Here is a 19,942-nt window from a genome sequence, read left to right as displayed (position 1 = left end):
CATCCAGTCGTTGCCGGCGATCTCGATTGACAGGTTCGTAATCCCGTATTCCTTGCGCGAAGAGTAGTCCCTTTATCCGGTTGACGTGGAAGACGCGCTCGGCAATCAGAGTTTTCCGCTCCCGCCCGATCCGTCGGTTGTCGTCTTCCTCGGGTGTGAGAAGCCTAACCATTGAGCACGCACGCGGCTCGCCACGTTTCCATGCAATCAAAGCGCGGATCAGCGTTTCGCCGTCGATGCGGTCGGTCTTCGCCCGGCGATGCCGGCGCGGCATGGCAATCGATGCGGCCTCTAACCATCGTCTGTTCCCCCATAAGAACCGCCAATCTCTTGCCGGGATAGCCGAAACGTAAGCGGGTTTCCGCAACGTGCCGCAAATCGACGTGACCGTCACTTCGGCACCTCTGCGGCGGCCTGCTGCTGCTTGAGCTGGACGGATCGCAGCGCCGCTACCGCTGCGCTGCCGTCGGCTTTTTCTTCACCGCCGACCTGCACGGTCGGCTGGGCAAACTCGATCCCGTTCGATCGGAACGCGTCGCGGATCATCGTATAGGCCCGGCGGCGCACGGCAGACTGATGGCCGGGCGCGGTGGTGAATGCAAAGCTAAGCTCGATGCCGAATTCGCCGATCTGTTCGACGCCCTTCATCTTCACCGGCTCTATAATGAATGGCGCAAGCTCAGGATCGTCTTTCATCTCAGCGCCAATGGTTTTTACCAGCTTTTTCACCTGGGCGATGTCGGTGTCGAACGCAACGCGCAGCATGAATTTGTCGATCACCCAGTCTCGGCTCATGTTTTGCACCGCACCCAATACCCCGAAGGGTACGGTAAAAATCGGCCCGCGATGGTGGCGCAGGCGTACCGAACGAAGACTGAAGGATTCGACGGTGCCCTTGTAATTCCCGCTCTGAATATATTCGCCGACGCGGAACGCGTCGTCGAGCATGTAAAAGATGCCGCTGATGACGTCCTTCACAAGCGTTTGCGAGCCGAAGCCGAGAGCGACGCCGAAGATGCCGGCGCCGGCAATGAGGGGGCCGATTTGAACACCTAGTTCGGCGAGCACGGTCAGTGCCGTTGCAGCGAGCACGAAGACGGCCAACGCATTGCGGAAAATTGGAAGCAGCGTGGCGATGCGGTGCTCGCTCGCGGCTTCGCCGCCATGCGCGGATGGATCGGCGGAGAAGGTCTGCAGCTTGCTGTCGATAAAAGCTTTAGCAATGTGCCAAACGATGTCGGCAACGAGAAGAACGACGGCGCTCTTCAGCAGGCCGAAGGTAATGGCGCTCACGGTAGGATCCTGACGGGCGAGCGAATCCGGATTGAGGTGCCACACCATTGCAAGCCATGCGATGGCAATCGCTATGACGACAGCCCGGCTACCCCTTGCAGCGACTACGGCCGTGAAATCTTTTCGGTTCTCTCCCATTTCACGCTCGACAGTGCGCCCGACGAGGCGAAGTAGAGGCGGCAGGATCATGCCGAAAATACCCAGCCAGGCAAGACCTTTGAAGTTCAACAGCCAAAGCAGCCAGACAGCAAACAGGCAGAGCGACAAGGCGAGTTTTCGCGAACGCGACGATGAATTGCGGGTCCAGACGGCCGCCAGGGCGAATACCAGCAACAAGGCCGAGAAGCAGGAGGAAATCGCCTGGGTGACAGGTGGCGAGACGCCGAGTGGAGTCCCAAGAGTAACGGTCGCTACTGCAAAGAATAGCAGGCCTGCAAAAGCTTTGATTCGTCGACGCAGACCGATGTCCGCGGTTGCAAGCGCCAAGGCCACCGAGAAACAACGATAGGTCACGAAAGCGATGAGATATGTCAACAGCACAATGCGTACTAGAGGCGGCCACTCGACCACGAAAAAGACGATCGCCATGGCTGCGGCAAAAACAGCGACCGGAAGGAATTCCGCGGCAATCGGAGATGATGCCGAGGTTCGGTGCGACCATTTTCGCCGGAATACTGCTTCGGCCGCCGCGCCGAGCAGTACGAACCCGCCCAGCAGCACCACGATCGGAGCATACCCGTGGTCCACGGCATCCGCTCGCGCCCGGCGCATGGCCGCGGCGATTTCACCTGGTATCGCCGGTACAGCGGCGCCAATGCTGTTTAGCCTTGAGCGGGCTCGATTGTCCCAATCAGCGAGCGGTGAAGCATCAGGCTCCGCGGCCGGCGCGGGGGTGCTGTTTGACTTGCGGCTTTCAAGCCAAGCCTTGACCTCTGGATCTTGCAACAAGCCGACAAGTTCATGGACTTTAGCATCCGAAGTCTGCTGCTGCGCGCGGGCCGTGGGCGCAAAGAGAAGCAGGCCCAGAATGAACGCGGTGACGATTCCCAGCATCGCCGCCATCAATTTTTCAGCGGAAACACTCCGGCAAAGACGTATCATCGCTGTGCGCCGGGGCCGGTCAGGCCAGACGGCATATCGAAGACTATTCGTGATCTTTGGCGTCTGGGAATTGTTGGTCTCATTGACGATATCGTGTTCCTGGGCAGACGCCTCAACCCTGGGAGCAAGCGAAGGGACGGCGGCAAAATATGCGGACTTCATGGCATGCTCCTCCACCAGCCATTGAACTGAAGCATACAAGCTCTTTGCAGGGGAGTACGTTACCGTAAACTCGACGTAACAACCGTCGGGGAGGGCATTTGCCGATACTTGCTAAAGGATCAACGCTGGATAGCGGACAGATGTAAAAAGACCGGACACTTTGTGGTGGCAAATGGCCAATCACCCTAGATGGTTCGAATCCGTTCGCATATGCATTCTGGCGCTTCGTAAAACCGATTGATTCGACATCCATGGGGCACCTCGATGTGAAGGATTTCAAACCGAAAGCGTAGCGACGTATATTAGTTGCTCTGCGGCTCCTCGACATCTCGGTCTCGGTCCATCTATCGATGGACCGACGCGGCTCAGCTCTCGCTGGATAGAGCGCTCTTAAGATTCGTTTCTACAAAGTCACGCCCTTTGAACAGGATCGGCATCTTAAGAGTGTCGGCGCAAGCATAGGACAGGCAGTCGGCGAAGTCGAGTTGGGCGGGATGGCCCTTTCCCTTGCCGTATACGGCGAAGGCTTCCACCGCGCGCCGGGCGATGGCATCGGTGATTGGAATCACGGTAATTTTGGCCGCTTGAAGAAAAGCGTCGAACATGTCTTGGGCATCAAGGACTTCTAGCCCAAGAATACGCGCCAGATTGATGGTCGCCTCAAGCCGGACATGCGCGCCGGTTGCCGACGTAGGGCGCCATCGACCGCGTCCAAGTAGATATCGGCTTCCGGCTCTCCGGCAAGGATGGCGACGAAGGCTGAGGTCTCGATGAACATCATTGACCCCAGAGTGCGTCACGTTCCTCTTTCGTTAAGGGTGGGGCAGGTGCGAGCTTTGCCTTGGCAAGTGCCCGCGCACGGATCTCTGCGACGTGCTGTTTCAAGGGCATAGCTTCGTCAGCTCGCTCAATCTCGTGCTGCAACGCAAGCTTGATAGCCGCGGTCAGGTTGGAGGCACCACGTTTGCGCATAACGGTTTCAGCCAAGATGCGAACTTCCGAATCTCGGATACTGAGCATGTGACACCTTTGTCATGACAATTACCCGTATATACGTATGGACGCCGTTTGTCATACGCCTAAGGGCCTGCGTTCGAGATTATCTTATTCGCGACGGCCCGGCATCAACTTGAGCATTTGGCTCGGCACGTCGCGCCAGGGCGGCTATACAGCAACATTCTCCCAGCGATTGAACCGGTGCTTCGAGACCTTTCGCACGCGGGTCGCGGTTGATGAGGGTCTCGGTTCGACATTCGCAAGTCAGGCGTCGGGCGACCGCGTCGTCGCGTTTGCATGCACCGGGTTGAGCATTTCGTAAAGGAAGAGGCTCCAGACTAGAGCTTAATGCAGGTATCAATACTGACGAGCATCACAATCTCCGAGATCAAAGACGCTGAAGCCGGTCGTGTCTTAGCACCACTTTTGCTGTTTAGATTGAAACGCATCAAGATTTCGCCCGCCAACGCGCCAAAAGTTCCATAAATACTCGTTATCCCACACGATTGAGATGGCGCTAGGCGGTTGAGATACATTTAGGAGGAACTACAGGAAACGAGAACGGGCAAAGGCGGCTCAACAGCGCTATGGCATTTGTCATTCATTTGCATTAAAATCTCATCTGAAAGTCGGAGATCGCTATGGCTGCAAATGCACTCGTACAAACGCGTATTGACGCCGAAATTCGGGATCGTGCCTCCGCAGTGCTGGGAAATATGGGGCTCACGGTATCGGACGCCGTTCGTATCTTGCTCACCCGGACAGCCAACGAGGGTGCGCTGCCGCTGGAGCTTCTTTCAGGCAGCGAGGCCCATGACGATTGGTTTCGCGCCAAGGTACTTGAAGCGCTGAACGATACGCGACCGGACGTTTCGGACGATGAAGTCGAGGCACATTTTGCTGAACCTAGAGCGGCCGCCCGCCTTAACGCGGGCGCGCGCAAATCGTGAAGCTTACCTGGTCTGCGTTCGCGTTATCGGATCGCGACGCCATCTTCACATACATAGAAGCGGAGAATCCGTCAGCGGCCATTCTGGTCGACGAACGGATCGTTGCTGCCGTACGTCGGTTGATAGATTTTCCAGCGAGCGGCCGAGCAGCTCTACCGGATCGAAAGGCAGGCGCGAGAGATAAAGCCCGACGTCGGTGAAATGCAGACCGACTGCATTCGCCGCTTCCGGCAGCAGCACAGCCTGCCCATCCTGAACGCCCTAAAGGCATGGCTTGACGACATCGCGCCGAAGGTCGTGCCGGATACCAAGCTCGGCGATGCTGTGTCCTACACTTTGAACCAATGGGATTATCTGACGCGTTACACCAGCGACGGCAGGATGCCGATCGATAACAACATTCTGGAACGCGAGATCAGAGTTTTTGCCACCGGAAGAAAATCGTGGCTGTTCAGCGACACCGCCGACGGAGCCAAAGCCAGTGCTGTGATTTACAGTCTAACGCTCACTTGCCGCGCCTGCGGCGTAGACCCGTTAAACTGGTTACGACACGCGCTCACTGAGTTGCCGCAGCGCGACGAAAAGGCCGACATAGGCGACCTCCTACCGTTCAACTTCTCCAAAAAAGCATCCTAACCAAGCCGGACATCGCCACCGGTGCTGGGGTGGTTTAGCGACGACGCAGCGGTCAAGGCGCATGGAAAATCGCGCTTATCCTCGATGAAAAGCCAGGCGTTTTGAGCGAGGCCATGCAACACCAATTTGCACGGTCTGGGGACCTGAAATTAAACAGGCGCCGCTCGCCAGACGCAGGCGAATACACTTTCCTATTTCTTGGCTTCGGGCATATTCAATGTGTATCGGGTGTGGCGACGCTCGCCGCTCCGGGTCATTGCTCCCTTTTCCACCAAATCCTGAAGGTCGCGTGTTGCAGTGGCGCGGGAGGTTCCGGTGATCGAGATATACTTTTCGGCGCTCAATCCACCTTTGAAGCCTTCGATCCCTTCTCGAAACATACGGGAGACGACCTTGTCTTGCCGTTCATTGAACTGGCCGCGGAACCGGTCATAGAATTTTCCTTTGCGGATATAAAACGCGATGCGGGCAAGGGTGGTTTGCTGCGCGTGCAATATGGTCTGGGAGAAATAGACGAGCCATCCAGTTACGTTGAGCGTGCGCTGATTTTTTTCTAGTTCGCCGTAATATGCCTTGCGGCCCTTTTCGATCGTGTATGCCAGCGAGGTCAGGCTTGGTTGACCGATGCTTTGCGCGAGCGACTTTTCTGCGAGCGCTCGGCCGATCCTGCCATTTCCATCTTCAAAGGGATGGATGCTTTCGAAGTAGAGGTGACCAATTGCCGCCCGCGTTAGAGCGGGAAGGGGGCTTGTGCCTTCCGGCGCAGATCTGTTGAACCATGACAGATACGCATCCATCTCGGCCGGTACTTGTCTGGAAGGTGGCGCCTCGAAGTGAATAACCGGTTTGTCGAAACGTCCGGACACGATTTGCATTGCATCATCGTGCGTCCGATAGCCGCCAATCGTAGCAATGTGACGGTTTCCTGCCATCAGCATGGCGTGCCAACGGAAGAGGGTTTCGTGAATGAGCGGCTCGGACCAAGTCTCGAAGACGTTGATCATCATCTCGGCGATCCCACGTTCCTGGGGCCGGATTGCTCGGTTGTCGGCGTCAAGGCCGAATTGCCGGCGCAAGGACGACTGGACGCTCAGCCGATCGAGCATCTCACCTTCGATCTCGGAGGTTTTGACGGCCTCGTCGCTTAATAGTTCAATGCGTAGTGACTGGCTATCTTCGTCATCAAAGTGCCGTACCGCGCCAATGATTTCTCCTGAGGATTTGAGAAATTGCCGCTCGAGCGGCTCGAGCGCTTCAAGGTCATAGTTAAAGTGCGGCCAGCCGGTTTGCGTCCAATTCCAATGCATGAGTTATAGCCAACGTTTCTATAACTCAAGATTACATGATTTGTGAGGCATAGCAACCTAGTCTATCGCTCGTCTCCCGCTCCCATGCGTCCGACGAGCAAGTTCAGTTCAGCACCAGGAAGCGACCTCCATCCGGCCTCGGGGGCTCGTTGAGACGGGCCTGATCGTCCGGGCGGCAGGTCCCGGTGTCAGAGCCATCGCGCCGCAATCGAGTTGCAATGACTATTCATGGGACGGAGCTCTACATCTGTCCTCGATGATCGACAGATGCGTCGAGCAGAAGTCGAGGTAAGTCCGAACAATCGTAGATGGATGCCGTTGCCGCCTGTAGACGAGGTGCAGAGGAGTATCTGGAAAGGGATGTTCTGGCAGCAATTCCACGAGCTCGCCCCTCTTGAGAGGTTCCGCTGCGAGGAACGACGGCAGTTCCGTCACAACGTCTCCCGCGATCGCTCTAGCTCTCAAGTGAAGGTAGTCATTTACCGTAAATGTGGCCGGGACCGGGGACGAATGACCGCCAAGCATCCAGACCGGGCGGGCGTCGAGGGTAGAGCCCCATGCGGCGCACGGATATCGGTTGAGGTCGGCTGGGTGGTTCAACGCGCCGGGCCTTTCGACCAGCCTGGGACTGGCGACGAGGATATGCCGAAATGAGAGCATATGGCGGGCGACAACCGTGTCGTCGGCAATCGCGCCAACCCGTAACGCGACATCGACCCCGTCCGCCAAGAGATCAACGCGTCTTTCTGTCGAATAGACGCTGATCTGAATGTCGGGATGGGCGCGCTGGAATAGGCCTAAGAGCTCCCACCAGGGCTCGAAGGATTGCGGAAGCGAAAGGCGAAGGCGGCCGACCAAACGCGCTTGCGCGCTCATGATCAAGCGTTCGGCCTCCTGTAGCGCCTCTATCCCGCCGCTGGCGTGCTCGAACAATCGTGATCCGGCTTCCGTTACACGACAGCCACGGGCGGTGCGCTCCAGAAGCTGCATGTTCAGGTCGCTCTCGAGCAACGCGATTTTCCGGCTCAAAGTTGGAAGCGGAACTCCTATTCGCGTGGCGGCGGCAGAAAGACTGCCCGTTTGAGTGACCGCAATGAACATGCTGACAGCGTTGTAATCCATAACTTGCTATCGTTTATGAGAGGGAGATTGTCAAATCGTTGGCTACTGTTTCGAAAGTGAGCATCCTATTTTGCGCGAACTCAGAGCGGCCGAATGCCCGCCGCTGGCTATTTTGGAGATAGAGGTAAGATGTCAGGCTCGTTGAAACGCAAGGTAAGAGTCGTCATGGCTATCGTAACAACTCTCGGGATGACGGCTCCGGCTTTCTCTGCCGACGATTTCTCAGGGCGCGATAAGCTGAAAGCGCATTCGCAGGAATTCCGCAAACGGGTCGAGAAAGTTACCGAGGGCGTCTACACCGCGATCGGCTACTCTGCCAGCAACGTCACCCTGATCCAGGCCGAAGGCGGCTCGATCATTGTCGACACTTCGGCCAATCCGGTCGATGCCAAAGCGATCGTTGAAGCCTTCGGCGATCGAATGAGCCACCCTGTCCGTGCGATTATCTATACCCACAATCATCCCGATCACACCGGCGGAGCAACTGTATTCGCAGGCGATGACAAGCCGGAAATCTATAGCCATAAGCTTCTGGTCACGGCCAAGCCGGACATAGGTCGCGGACGACGTGACGGTGGCGATGCGTTCGGTACCGCTCTGCCCGACGATCAATTCATCAACGCCGGCACTCAGTTGGAATATGGCAGGATCACGCCGCATACCAGGGAAGGTTTTTTGCCGCCCACCCGGACCTTCGATCGCGACGAAGAAAGCCTGACGGTCGCGGGCGTGCCGATGCAACTGATCCTCACCCCCGGCGAGGCTGACGAGAACATCTCGGTCTGGCTGCCGGATCGTAAGGTTTTGATCGCGGGCGACGTATTCTTGAAGACCTTCCCCAACATAGCGCCGCTAAGAGGTCTTCCGACCCGCCCCGTGGAGAAATGGATCGCCAGCCTGGACAAGCTGATTGGGCTCAACGCTGAGTTCGTCGTGCCTGGCCATATGGGCACGATCAGCGGTGCAGACGAAGCGAAGGATGCGCTCACGGCCTACAGGGACGGCATCAAGTTCGTCTACGACAAGACGATGGAAGGGATTAGCAAGGGCAAAACCCCCGACGAATTGGTTCAGGAGATAAAGCTTCCTGCGGAACTCGCGCGACATCCATACCTGCAGGAATATTACGGCACTGTCGCCTGGGCGGTGCGTGGAATTTATTCGCAGAACGCCGGCTGGTTTGACGGCAACCCGACGCACATCTTGCCGCTGACCGAAAAGGAACGTGCAGTAAAGCTTGTCGCAATGGCTGGAGGCACGGCGAAGATGCTGGCGAACGCCGAAGCATCCCTTTCTGCCGGTCAATTCCAGTGGGCGGCAGAACAGGCTGATTACGTGCTTGCTCTTGAGCCACAGAACGGCACCGCAACGACGGTTAAGATCCGTGCGCTCCGGGAGCTCGGCGAGCGTCAGATGAATGCGACCGCCCGCAACTACTACCTGACCGTGGCACAGAGCTTGGAGAACGCTTCTCAAGGCAGCCGATCCAAGTAAACTTCATTCTTCAGGAGCTACGGTCAGGGCACGCTTAACTTGTAGTCCACCGTCGAAACCCACGGGGCGGATATTTCGGCCCCGCTTTCGCAGAATGTGCCGCTATTGGATCAGTTTGACTCGCATGGGGCGGCGAATTCACCTGCAGACATTCGGCGACACGCCTGACTAACGCCGAGGAAATATTCGGTATCGGCAATAAAAAAGCCAGCCCGCCTTCTCGGGAAGACCTCGATACGGCCGTTACATCACCAATCGTGCCGCTCGCCCGTTTTTTCCGCTCAGCGTTATTGTAGTAACCTGCAGGCTGCGCAACCGATTTATGCAGTGACTGCTGCATCGCCTCTTGCAGGGGAAGCCACGATTGGCCGCCTCGGTCAGATAGCCGGATCGCAGCCCATGGGCTGAGAACACGTCCGGATCCAGACCCGCCAGCTTGCACCGGCTCTTCAGGATCAGATTGACCGATTGCGGCGTCAGCGCCCGTCGATCGATATTGCCCCACCGGTCGATGCGCCGAAACATAGCTCCCGTATCGATCTTCGCCGTCGCAGGCCATTGCTTCAGCGCCTCGACTGGCCGGCCGATCAGAACCACATGCACCCGATCGTCGGCCGTCGTCGTTTTCGTGCGGCCGAGATTGATGGTCAGGCACGGCAGGAGAGGGGAGGCGGGGTTTGCCGGATCGGCATGGACTGGTTCTTCATCGACCAGATCCTCAACCCGCAGGTTGGCCAGTTCCGAGCGCCGGCGGCCGCCGGAGGCAAACCTCGTCAGTATCAGGGCGCGGTCGCGAAGGTCGACGAGGCGCTCGCTTGCGCAGGTGGAAAGCAGCTTGGCCAGGATCTCGCCAGTGACAGCTCGTCTGCTCTTGCCCAGCTTGCTACAGGGACCTGGGCTGTGATCAGGGTGGATTTTCTCTGATATCGTTCCTCAACAATTTCGAAGAGATGGAATCGCTGCTGATCCGAGAGCGTATGGGTTCCAAAGTCGTCGAGGATGAGGAGCTGGACGCGGGTGAGCCTGTCGATGAGACGGGGAAAGGAGCTATCGAGGCGGGCAAGCGCGAGATCCTCGAATATGCGCGGCACGCGCACATAGAGCACGGAGTGACCGAGCCTGGCCGCTTGCCTGCCGAAGGCACAGGCCAGCCATGATTTGCCGGTGCCGGTGTGGCTAGTGATGATCAGGCCTTCATGGGCGGTGAGCCATTCCCGCTGAGCCAGCGCCATGGTGTTGCTCTTCCGGCAATCTTCAATAACCCCCAACTTGTAGAGTTATTTGCGAGACGGTCACCTCATCATCAGGCCTAAACCCCGCAATGTGGTCTCTGTCAGCAGCCATAGGTCGCTTTCCTCCCGCACAACTTTAGAGAGCACATTGAGCCCGACCATTAGATTTTGCAGAGCAAGCGCCAGAGCTTGAACATTTGCACGACTGTCAATTTCGCCTTGCTCGCGCGCTATGGCCAACAGCTCTGCTATGCGCTTCGTCGAACTCGTAGCCAAGCTGGTCAGCATTGGCGCCGGTCCCTCCTCTGATGGGCAGAGTTCGGCAATCGAATTCACAATGATGCAGCCTTTCCCCTCGGGATCAGCAGCACGAATACGGCAAATGTTTCGCAGGACACCATGAAGGAGAGGCAGGATAGGTCCTTCCACTTCGGCATATAGTGGTGCGTCCGGCGCAGAGGCGGCATATCGGGAGATGATTTCAGTAAACAGCTCATCGCGCGAACCGAAGGCGTTGTAGAAACTCGATCGCGGAATGCCTATTCGCTCGGATAGAGACTTCACGGAGGCTTGCTCGTAGCCACCTCGTCGGATGACTTCTGTAGCGATATCCAAAGCTTCATTGCGGTCAAACTTACTTGGTCGTGCCAATTCTCGATCTCACTTTTTAGTTTTGTACATATGTGGACAAAACAAACGAAATACAATATTCGTGCGACAAGACGGACATAGAGCCTTCATTCAGGAGATGAAAGTGACTGCTTTGATTATGGCGCACACTCGCCAGAAGGTCGTCAGAAAACAGGCTAGGATTTCGGTACGTTCTCTCACCGGGAATTCGGGCCAGTGACGCTGGTCGGTACGTGAAAATATAGCTCCGCCACCTTTTCGGTCTTTCAAAGGCGCATGCCTCCTCAATATTGATATGCCAATGGAGTATTATCCATGTTCGATTTCTTCCCATCGCGACGAACTGCAGTTCTCGCTCGGATTTTGGCGTTATCGTTCACCGCGACCACGACGGTGCTTGCTACTTCGGCATGGGCGGCTGAAAGGGCGCCGGGAGTGAAGAACATTGTCCTCGTGCATGGAGCATTCGCCGATGGGGGGATTTGGTCCGATGTAATCCGACTGTTGCAGGCCAGAGGCTACCACGTCACGGCCGTTCAGAATCCCTTGACATCGCTGGCTGACGACGTTGAGGCAACGCGCCGGGTTCTCGCAAGGCAGGAAGGCAATGTTCTGCTGGTGGGTCATTCTTGGGCAGGCGCGGTTGTGACCCAAGCCGGGAACGCTGCGAATGTGAAGGGTATTGTTTATCTTTCGGCGCTCGCTCCGGATAGCAATGAATCTGTCGCAGAATTACTAAAAAAGCGCGATGCGCCCATGGAAGGTCTCCTGCCGGACGAGAATGGTCTCGTTTGGCTCGATGACCCAACCGTATTTGCTCACGTCATGGCAGGGGATGTTTCTCGCAAACGCGTTGCGGTACTTGCTGCGACCCAACAGCCTATGGCCGCGAAAGCATTCAGCGAAAGCATCACCCACGCCGCGTGGCTAGACAAACCCTCCTGGTATTTGGTGACGCAGGGAGACAATGCTCTAGCGACACATGTGCAGGAATGGATTGCTAAACACATTGGAGCCAAGACTGCGACTATCAAGTCGAGTCATATGTCGATGATCACGCATCCTTATTTTGTCGCGGATCTCATCGCTAAGGCGGCCAGAGAGGCAAGGTGAATGGCGATCTCGGTGACGGCCTATTAGGAGTTGACGCGTCAATAGACTAGTGCCCGTCCATTGCTGCATCAAGCAGAAGGAGGTTCATGAACTGACAACATGCTGAGTAGCTGCGTCAAAGAGGAGGGCATGGACATCGATCTGGCCGCGGGTCGCACCAGAGCAGGTGCCCGCCAGCATCGCTTCCGCTCGTTTGTTCCGATCAACTTGCCAGAGTTTCCTGAAGCGAGGCCGCGCCGAATGAAATTCTCAGCTCGACCAATCGCTATACCGGACCCGCCTGTTACCAGCTTGTGGTCGGCAAACGCTGCCCTATTGCAATCAGATCCTGATCGAATATCGCATCGACGATCACCAATGTATCATCCTTCTCGGCAAAGCGCAGGGGCGACTTCCTCGGCACCCTTGCGAACCGTATCCAGCGCGAGGTGCCCAAAGGACGATCGGGTCTGGTATCGCAGGTATCGGCGAATTTCGGGGTCCGTCAAGGGTGTAAGCGGATGGTTCTGCATGCCAGCTTCACTCAGACGCTGGTCATGGACGATGGTGCGCCATGTAGACAGTGCGGCCAACACCTGGGGAATCGAGCGCGGCTGCGAGCGCTTTGCCCACGGGTCAAATGGTCCAATCTTAAACTGCGGGGTGGGCAGTCCACCGTTAGGCGCCACGCCCTTGCAAGTGCGTTTGCAATATCGCTTGCACCTGTAAAATCGTTGGCAATCACTCCTAAAAGCACTTCTTTCCCTTCTCCCGCGGGACACCACCCGACGGGCGGCTTGCAGCGAACTGCCTCTTTTAGCCCGCGCGCCGCCCGATGCGCGACAGCCTTCTTTGGTCACTGCTTTGCGATCAGATCGCGCAGCTTTAAGACGGCCTGTTCGGGACTGCTGAAAACCGGCTAACCGCTGGCCTAACTGTGCGCACTTTCCTGGACGCTTAGTGCGGAGGACATATGCAGCACACCAAGTTCAGGGCTAGTGAGTACTGGCACCGATGTCTCGCTCATCTCATTTAGAGCATTTGCCATTGATGCTTGAGCAATAACAACCACGTCGACACTGCCCACGAGCGAAGCGAGGCCTTCACGTATCATCGCATCATGCGCCGCCCTGTCCCCGTTGCGCAATTTATCAAAGGCTCCTTCACAAAGATGACCTGTCACAGAAACGTTATGACCTAGTCTTTGAGCATGGCGTTCAATTAGGCGGGTTGTAGGTTTCATTGTTGTAGCCAGAGTTGCAAGGACGCCAATTCGGTTCCCGCGCTGGATCGCCTCAATCGCCATCCCGTCATCTATGCGGAAGAGGGGTACGGGGCAGAGCGGCACTGCCGCATCGACTGCAGGACCGAGCGAGGAACAGGTGACGAGGACAGCCGAAGCCCCTGCATCCACCGCCGACCAAATGTGAGTCGCAAGACGCCGCATGGTCTGGCGTGACAGCGTGCCTTCGCGGATCGTGTTCCCCAGCAGGCTCTCATCCAACATGTTGAACGAGCGCCAACCGGGCAGATGGCGGCCAACGAGTTCGTTAAACGCGGGGATGATCCCGAGGACCGTGTGGATCATGGCAAGCGCAGGGGACTCATGAACCTCTGTAGTCATGGCTTCACCTCTGTTTTTGATTGTGCATGCTCTTCAATGTTCTGTAGCAGCAGGGTTGATATGAACCGATCGCGGCATCTGTCGTGTTACGACCGGAAGTCAATTCAAAACCACTGTCGTCAGACGATGCTTTGTAACTTACATGCTCAATGACCGAAGACTTGTCTGTCGTGCCGCCGAACACGGAACTTTCCGCCGTCCCTGCATGATCATTCGATGCATGCTGCTCGCCTTCCTCCGGTAGCTTCACATGAGCTCACTTCGAGGACGCGCCATGAAATCAATCTTTCCAGGCAATCTGCCCCTGCCCATCGGGCATCTCATCTGCGACCAGCTGCTTTCGACCGAAGATGTCATCGACACGTATCGCGCGTCGGATGGCAAGGCTTAGGCGTATCCCGCCCGGCTCGCATCGTCATTCCAAGTCGATGCGATAACCGTCATCGTCGCAGATGTTTCTGCCGCAGGGGCAGGAAACAGTGCCGTATAGATCAGCCGCCAAGATAAGTTCAGGTCAACCCAATGGCTCCAATTGTCAAACGCATACAGAACGATCAGCAGCTCCCCGCCAAGGCGGATGTCGTCGTGATCGGGGGCGGCATCATTGGTGCAACGGCAGCTTTCTTTCTCGCGGAGCGGGGACTGTCTGTCGCCCTGGTCGAAAAGGGCTATATCGGCTGCGAGCAATCGAGCCGCAACTGGGGTTGGTGCCGCCAACAGAACCGGGATGAGCGAGAGTTGCCGCTCTCGGGCGTCGCCCTGCGGCTCTGGGGTGAGTTTGAGTCCAAAATCGGAGAGGACGTCGGCTTCCGCCGATGCGGTCTGCTTTACGCTACAGACAATCCGCACCAATTGGCGGAATGGGAAGCATGGCGTGATACGGCCCGGCAGTTCAACGTCAACACGAAGATGCTGAGCGCCGGAGAAGCGGCTGCCGCAATCCCGGCAAATGGCCGCCGATGGCTCGGCGGCGTCCATTCAATTGACGATGGCAAGGGCGAGCCTGCCATAGCCGCGCCGACGATCGCTGAGGGCGCTCGCAAATTTGGAGCATCGATCCATCAAGAGTGCGCTGCGCGAGGTCTTGATCTGGCGAATGGAGCAGTAGCCGGGGTGATCACCGAAAAGGGAACAATCCGGACTCAAGCCGTTCTCTGCGCCGGCGGTGCCTGGACGTCCATGTTCTGTCGCCAGCACGGGGTTTTGTTTCCGCAGGCGAGCGTTCGCCAAACAGCGCTTCGTACGCGGCCCATGGCGAATCTGGGCGAGGCGATTTATACGCCGGACTGCGCGCTGACCCGCCGGTTGGATGGCAGCTACACGCTTGCGATCAGCGGCAGGGCGATGCTCGACATCACCCCCCAAGGCATTCGCTACGCCCGCTGGTTCATGCCGATGTTCATGAAGCGTCTGAAAGCGGTGCAGTTCGGCATCGGCAAATCCTTCCTCCATGGTCCGGAGGCAATCGGTAGCTTGAACAAGAGTAAGCCGACGGCCTTCGAGCGGGTCCGCGTTCTTGACCCGCCGCCGAGCCGCCGCACCATCGCGGCGATCTTGAAACGGGTCACCGAGCAGTTTCCCGCATTGGCTGGGGTCGAAGTCGCCGATAGCTGGGGAGCCTACGTGGATTTCACGCCGGACGCGGTGCCGGTCATCTCGCCGGCGGACGGTGTGAGAGGTCTCTACCTGGCAGCGGGCGCCTCCGGCCATGGCTTCGGCCTGGGCCCCGGTATCGGCCGCCTGGCGGCCGACCTGGTTGCCAATGATACACCCTGTGTCGACCCCACCCCTTTCCGCCTGTCGCGCCTCCTTAATGGTTCGAAAGTCAAAGTCGGCGCGATCTGAGGGGCAGAACAGGAGAAAGCCGACGGGGTGACGCGCCGAGGGAAGAAAGCGGAATGGATTACGACGTAATCGTCATCGGCGGTGGGCTGGTAGGGGTATCGATAGCCTGGGGTCTGTCGAGATGTGGACAAAGGGTTGCAATCCTCGACGAGGGCGATGTGGCAAACAGGGCCGCCCGGGCGAATTTCGGTCTCGTATGGAGCTCAAGCAAGGGCCTCGGCAACGCCGCCTATTCGCGGTGGTCGCGAACCTCGACGGCGAACTGGCACCGGCTGGCAGCCGAACTCAAAGCCGAAACCAGTATCGATACCGGCTTTGTCCAGTCGGGCGGCTTCTCAATTCGGCTCACGCCAACGGAACTGGAACGCGGGATCGCATCCATGGCGAAGCTCGCCGACCAACAAGGAATGGACGCGGAAGGAACGCCGCCGCTCGAATATGAGATACTCGACCAGGCGGAGACGCGCCGCCGCTTGCCTCTCGTCGGTGAGACGGTGGCAGGCGCGATTTTCAGTCCACTCGATGGACACGCAAACCCGCTGCGGCTGTTCGCCGGCTTTCACAAGGCGCTCAAGCAGCGTGGCGTTCATTATTTTCCGCATCGCAAGACGACTGCGATACGCCATCGCGGCGGCGCCTTCGAAGTGGCTGGAGAAGGATGGAGGCTCGGTGCAGGCAAGGTCGTGCTTGCGGCCGGCATCGGCAATACTGCGCTCGCCCCGATGGTTGGGTTGAGCGTTCCGCTCTTGCCCAGTCGCGGCCAGATCATCGTCACCGAGCGGCTGAAGCCCTTCCTCAGCCATGCGACCGGCTATCTGCGACAGACAGATGAAGGTTCTGTACTCATTGGCGAGAGCAAGGAGGCGACGATCGATGATCAGCGACCGCGCGGACCGATCACCGCGGTTCTCGCCGAACGCGCCCTGCGCACCTTTCCACTGCTCAGGGACGCCAGGGCGGTGCGGATCTGGGCCGCATTCCGCGTGGTGACGCCGGACGGCTTTCCCATCTACGAGCAGTCGGAGAGGTTTCCGGGCGCTTTCGCGCTCGCCTGTCATTCCGGCGTGACACTGGCGGCGAACCATGCGCTGGTCCTGCCGCGGCAGATTTCAGCCGGCGCGCTTTCAAACGATCTTTCCGTATTTCACTCCCGGAGGTTCCATGTTCCGGCGGCTGTCTGACAGAAAAGAGAGTTCGGTCTCATTCACATTCGACGGCGTGCCGACCATGGCCCGCCGAGGCGATAGCGTTGCCGCTGCACTGCTCGCCGCGGGACAATGCAGCACGCGGCGCACCCCGGTTTCCGGCGCCGCCCGTGGCCCTTACTGCATGATGGGTGCGTGCTTCGAGTGCCTCGTCAAAATCGATGGCCGGCCGAATCAGCAGGGTTGTATGACCACCGTAGACGAGGGCATGCGGGTTGAAACACAGGATGGCGCGGCCATGCCGGGGCAGGAAGAATGATTCAATACATTCAGTCTGCCGCCGATCTCGCTCCTGCCTATGACCTCGTCGTCGTTGGCGCCGGGCCCGCCGGCCTCTCGGCAGCGATCGAAGCGTCGACCCACGGGCTCGCCGTGTTGCTGGCCGACGAAAACGAAGCGCCTGGTGGCCAGATCTATCGGTCGGTCGAGCGTGCTTCGGATGCCGATCTCGCGCGCATGGGGCCGGACTACGCTGCCGGTCGAAAACTCATCGAGCGGTTCCGGGGCGCAGACTTGAGCTATGCCCGCCGGACGACGGTGTGGAGCGTCGGGCCTGCCGACGAGGAAACGGGCGACGGTGCGCATACGCTCGAGGTCGGGATTTCGCTCGACGGCATCGCTCGGCCGGTCGCCGCCCATCGCGTGATTCTCGCAACCGGCGCGCTCGAGCGTCCGTTCCCGTTCCCGGGGTGGACCATGCCCGGCGTCATGGCGGCAGGCGCGGCGCAGATCTTGATGAAGTCGTCGGGCCTCGTGCCCTCCAGACGGACCATCCTCGCCGGGACCGGGCCGCTTTTGTACTTGCTGGCGAGCCAACTCCTGCGGGCCGGCGTGTCCGTGACAGCGGTCGTCGATACCACGCCGGTCGAGAATTGGCGCCTGGCCCTGCCTCACGTGCTGACCTTTGCCACGTCGCCCTATGCCCTCAAGGGCTTGAAGCTCCTTTTGGACGTTCACCGTCGAACACGCCTCATTCGCGGGGTGACCGCGCTCGAGGCGGTCGGTTGCGGACAATTCAGCGCCTTGCGGGTCCATCGTGACAACAAGTCCCTGCACATCGAAGGCGACCTGCTCCTTCTGCACCAGGGGATCGCGCCGAACCTCAATCTCACGCTCGCAGCCGGGTGCGACTACATCTGGGACGAGCGCCTGGCGGCCTTCCGCCCGGCCGTCAACGGTCGCGGCGCGAGTTCCGTCCCGGGGGTCTCGATCGCCGGTGATGCGGCGGGAATTGTCGGGGCGGTCGCCTCCGCTCACCAAGGAGAGCTCGCGGGCCTGTCTGCGGCGCTCGATCTAAATCGCCTTGGCCAGACTGCCTTCGAACAGTGCCGGAACGAACTCGCGCAAAAGCTCGCGCGAGCCCTGAGGGGCAGGACTTTCATCGAGCATCGGTTCCGGCCCGGTAAAACGTTTCGCGTGCCCGAGGACGACGCCACCATCGTCTGCCGCTGCGAAGAAATAACAGCCGGCAAACTGCGTGAAGTTGCGGCGTTCGGCGTGCCGGGCCCTAACCAAATGAAGGCGTTCACACGATGCGGAATGGGACCATGTCAGGGTCGGCTGTGCGGTCCGACCGCGGTTGAACTGCTAGCGCAATGCCGTGGCGTTGCGCCCGGCGACGTCGGTTACTATCGGCTACGCCCGCCCATCAAACCGCTGACGCTCGGCGAGCTCGCCGCTTTGCCGCACACGGAGGCAGCCATCGTCGCTGTCGCCGGATTCGTGGAACGCGCCGCCGATGGGGCGGAGGACATCATAAATGGGAACCAGCGATGAAACATGCCCGCAAGTTCTATATCGACGGTGAATGGGTCGAGCCGTCCGTGTCGAAAACACTCGAGGTCATCGATCCCTCGACCGAGCAGCCGATGGGGACGATTGCGCTCGGCGGCGCCGCCGACGCGGAAAAGGCGGTCGCGGTCGCGCGGCGCGCCTTTGCCTCCTTCTCGCAGACGCCCAAGGAAGAGCGCGTCGAACTGCTGAAGCGCATCGTGACGATCCTGAAGCGCCGTAATGACGAGCTCGGCGACATCATCTCACGGGAAATGGGCGCGCCGCTCGCCATGGCCCGAGCTGAGCAGGCTGGCATCGGCGCTGTCCATTTCGAGCAGGCGATCAAGGCCTTCGAGACCTTTGCCTTCGACTACATGCAGGGCTCGACCCGCATCGTGCACGAACCGGTCGGGGTTGTTGCGATGATCACGCCGTGGAACTGGCCCATCAACCAGATCGCCTGCAAGGTGGCTCCGGCCCTTGCCACGGGATGCACCATGGTGCTGAAGCCTTCGGAGATCGCTCCCTTCAACGCCGTGATCTTTGCCGAGATCATGGATGAGGCCGGCGTGCCGAAGGGCGTCTTCAACCTCGTCCAGGGCGACGGCCCGACGGTTGGGACAGTGCTGGCCAGCCATCCGGACGTGGACATGGTGTCCTTCACCGGGTCGACCCGCGCCGGTATTGCCGTGGCGCGAGCCGCGGCGCCGACCGTCAAGCGGGTGCATCAGGAGCTCGGCGGCAAGTCGCCGAACATCATCCTGCGCAGTGCCGACTACTCAGCCGCGGTCGCTGCCGGCGTACGGCGGTGCTTCGGCAATTCCGGCCAAACCTGTACTGCGCCGACGCGGATGCTGGTGCCCGCGGAGCGAATGGACGAAGCAAGCGCAATCGCCGCGACGGAAGCGGCTGCGCTCGTCGTCGGTCCGCCTTCGGATCCGCGCACCGACCTCGGACCGGTCGCAAGCGCCGCCCAGTTCGACAAGATCCAGGCGTTGATCGAACGTGGAATCGCGGAAGGAGCGGAGCTCGTCATCGGTGGGCCTGGCCGCCCTTCGCATCTCAATGCGGGCTACTATGTGCGCCCGACGGTGTTTGCCCGCGTAACCAATCAGATGACAATCGCGCGGGAGGAAATCTTCGGCCCTGTGCTGTCGATCATCGGTTATGACACCGAAGAGCAAGCGATCGCGATCGCCAACGATACGCCCTACGGCCTCGCAGCCTATATTCAGGGCGATCCGAAGGAAGCGCGGACGCTCGCAGGCAGGCTGCGCACCGGCACTGTTCGCCTCAACAGCTCCGCCTGGGACGCAGCCGCCCCCTTCGGCGGCTACAAGCAATCCGGCAACGGTCGGGAATACGGGAAATTCGCACTGCACGAGTTTACCGAGATCAAGGGCATCGTCGGTTTCTCGAAGGAGTAACCTCGCGCCCGGTATTGGCGCACTCGCGCGCATAAGAACGAGATGCTCGCGTA

The 19,942-nt window shown here is 58.9% G+C and carries 16 protein-coding genes and 5 pseudogenes; 10 read left to right on the top strand and 11 right to left on the bottom strand.

Features of this window, described 5'->3' with window-relative positions:
- The 4 genes and pseudogenes from QDY28_RS28750 to QDY28_RS28735 form a co-directional block, all read right to left on the bottom strand.
- Window positions 1-295: pseudogene (locus QDY28_RS28750) on the bottom strand (IS110 family transposase); the annotation flags it as partial.
- A gap of 95 nt (window positions 296-390) precedes the next feature.
- Window positions 391-2,556 (bottom strand): mechanosensitive ion channel family protein, encoded by a 2,166-nt coding sequence (locus QDY28_RS28745; RefSeq protein WP_331384659.1) that lies wholly within the window; start codon window positions 2,554-2,556, stop codon window positions 391-393.
- Window positions 2,557-2,921: 365 nt separating this feature from the next.
- Complete coding sequence (locus QDY28_RS28740; protein WP_331384658.1) at window positions 2,922-3,356, bottom strand: type II toxin-antitoxin system VapC family toxin; 435 nt, start codon at window positions 3,354-3,356, stop codon at window positions 2,922-2,924.
- Window positions 3,334-3,543: a type II toxin-antitoxin system VapB family antitoxin gene (locus QDY28_RS28735; RefSeq protein WP_331384657.1), complete on the bottom strand. Its 210-nt coding sequence runs from the start codon at window positions 3,541-3,543 to the stop codon at window positions 3,334-3,336. Before QDY28_RS28735 ends, QDY28_RS28740 begins: the two co-directional genes overlap by 23 nt.
- A 650-nt stretch (window positions 3,544-4,193) precedes the next feature.
- Between QDY28_RS28735 and QDY28_RS28730 the strand changes: the two genes are divergently transcribed.
- The 3 genes and pseudogenes from QDY28_RS28730 to QDY28_RS28720 all read left to right on the top strand — a co-directional run.
- The gene (locus tag QDY28_RS28730; protein ID WP_331384656.1) at window positions 4,194-4,502 is read left to right on the top strand and encodes a type II toxin-antitoxin system RelB/DinJ family antitoxin; all 309 of its coding nucleotides are present in this window, start codon (window positions 4,194-4,196) and stop codon (window positions 4,500-4,502) included.
- Window positions 4,499-4,684, top strand: a pseudogene (locus QDY28_RS28725) (type II toxin-antitoxin system RelE/ParE family toxin); the annotation flags it as partial. The gene QDY28_RS28730 and the pseudogene QDY28_RS28725, both read left to right, overlap by 4 nt.
- Window positions 4,647-5,138, top strand: a pseudogene (locus QDY28_RS28720) (IS66 family transposase); the annotation flags it as partial. The pseudogenes QDY28_RS28725 and QDY28_RS28720, both read left to right, overlap by 38 nt.
- A gap of 191 nt (window positions 5,139-5,329) precedes the next feature.
- On the opposite strand, the gene QDY28_RS28715 reads toward QDY28_RS28720, so the two are convergent.
- Together QDY28_RS28715 and QDY28_RS28710 are read right to left on the bottom strand one after the other, a co-directional pair.
- Window positions 5,330-6,445 carry a Fic family protein gene (locus tag QDY28_RS28715; protein WP_331384654.1) on the bottom strand — a complete coding sequence of 372 codons (1,116 nt, stop codon included), beginning with the start codon at window positions 6,443-6,445 and terminating at the stop codon, window positions 5,330-5,332.
- Between the two features lie 222 nt (window positions 6,446-6,667).
- On the bottom strand, window positions 6,668-7,546 hold the full coding sequence (locus QDY28_RS28710) for a LysR family transcriptional regulator (RefSeq protein WP_331384660.1): 879 nt from the start codon (window positions 7,544-7,546) through the stop codon (window positions 6,668-6,670).
- 186 nt (window positions 7,547-7,732) lie between these two features.
- Here QDY28_RS28710 and QDY28_RS28705 point away from each other — a divergent pair, with 186 nt between their 5' ends.
- A complete protein-coding gene (locus tag QDY28_RS28705; RefSeq protein ID WP_331384653.1) occupies window positions 7,733-9,061 on the top strand; it encodes an alkyl/aryl-sulfatase in 1,329 nt (442 codons plus the stop codon).
- Window positions 9,062-9,304: 243 nt separating this feature from the next.
- Here QDY28_RS28705 and QDY28_RS28700 read toward each other — a convergent pair.
- The 3 genes and pseudogenes from QDY28_RS28700 to QDY28_RS28690 all read right to left on the bottom strand — a co-directional run.
- Window positions 9,305-9,934: pseudogene (locus QDY28_RS28700) on the bottom strand (site-specific integrase); the annotation flags it as partial.
- Between the two features lie 2 nt (window positions 9,935-9,936).
- A pseudogene (locus QDY28_RS28695) lies at window positions 9,937-10,305 on the bottom strand (ATP-binding protein); the annotation flags it as partial.
- A 48-nt stretch (window positions 10,306-10,353) separates the two neighbouring features.
- Window positions 10,354-10,944: a TetR/AcrR family transcriptional regulator gene (locus QDY28_RS28690; protein WP_331384652.1), complete on the bottom strand. Its 591-nt coding sequence runs from the start codon at window positions 10,942-10,944 to the stop codon at window positions 10,354-10,356.
- Between the two features lie 294 nt (window positions 10,945-11,238).
- On the opposite strand from QDY28_RS28690, the gene QDY28_RS28685 reads away from it, so the two are divergent.
- On the top strand, window positions 11,239-12,036 hold the full coding sequence (locus QDY28_RS28685; protein ID WP_331384651.1) for an alpha/beta hydrolase: 798 nt from the start codon (window positions 11,239-11,241) through the stop codon (window positions 12,034-12,036).
- Window positions 12,037-12,398: 362 nt separating this feature from the next.
- Here QDY28_RS28685 and QDY28_RS31115 read toward each other — a convergent pair whose 3' ends face one another.
- Window positions 12,399-12,611, bottom strand: coding sequence for a four-carbon acid sugar kinase family protein (locus QDY28_RS31115; protein WP_442967610.1), 213 nt, complete (start codon window positions 12,609-12,611; stop codon window positions 12,399-12,401).
- 335 nt (window positions 12,612-12,946) lie between these two features.
- Window positions 12,947-13,639 (bottom strand): aspartate/glutamate racemase family protein, encoded by a 693-nt coding sequence (locus QDY28_RS28680; RefSeq protein WP_331384650.1) that lies wholly within the window; start codon window positions 13,637-13,639, stop codon window positions 12,947-12,949.
- 522 nt (window positions 13,640-14,161) lie between these two features.
- Between QDY28_RS28680 and QDY28_RS28675 the strand changes: the two genes are divergently transcribed.
- The 5 genes from QDY28_RS28675 to QDY28_RS28655 are packed head-to-tail and all read left to right on the top strand — an operon-like array spanning window position 14,162 to window position 19,889.
- Complete coding sequence (locus tag QDY28_RS28675; protein ID WP_331384649.1) at window positions 14,162-15,484, top strand: NAD(P)/FAD-dependent oxidoreductase; 1,323 nt, start codon at window positions 14,162-14,164, stop codon at window positions 15,482-15,484.
- 53 nt (window positions 15,485-15,537) lie between these two features.
- Window positions 15,538-16,665, top strand: coding sequence for an NAD(P)/FAD-dependent oxidoreductase (locus QDY28_RS28670; protein ID WP_331384648.1), 1,128 nt, complete (start codon window positions 15,538-15,540; stop codon window positions 16,663-16,665).
- A complete protein-coding gene (locus tag QDY28_RS28665; protein WP_331384647.1) occupies window positions 16,646-16,948 on the top strand; it encodes a (2Fe-2S)-binding protein in 303 nt (100 codons plus the stop codon). Before QDY28_RS28670 ends, QDY28_RS28665 begins: the two co-directional genes overlap by 20 nt.
- Window positions 16,945-18,465 (top strand): NAD(P)/FAD-dependent oxidoreductase, encoded by a 1,521-nt coding sequence (locus tag QDY28_RS28660; RefSeq protein WP_331384646.1) that lies wholly within the window; start codon window positions 16,945-16,947, stop codon window positions 18,463-18,465. The genes QDY28_RS28665 and QDY28_RS28660 overlap by 4 nt, the downstream gene beginning before the upstream one ends.
- Entirely contained in the window at window positions 18,462-19,889 is a 1,428-nt protein-coding gene (locus QDY28_RS28655) for an aldehyde dehydrogenase family protein (protein WP_331384645.1), read from the top strand. The genes QDY28_RS28660 and QDY28_RS28655 overlap by 4 nt, the downstream gene beginning before the upstream one ends.
- The last annotated feature ends 53 nt before the right edge of the window (window positions 19,890-19,942 follow it).

The sequence above is a fragment of the Rhizobium sp. BR 362 genome, assembly GCF_036528765.1.
Taxonomy (GTDB): domain Bacteria; phylum Pseudomonadota; class Alphaproteobacteria; order Rhizobiales; family Rhizobiaceae; genus Rhizobium.
The sequence above is the reverse complement of the archived record's forward strand: the minus strand, read 5'-3'. Positions and strand labels throughout refer to the sequence as shown.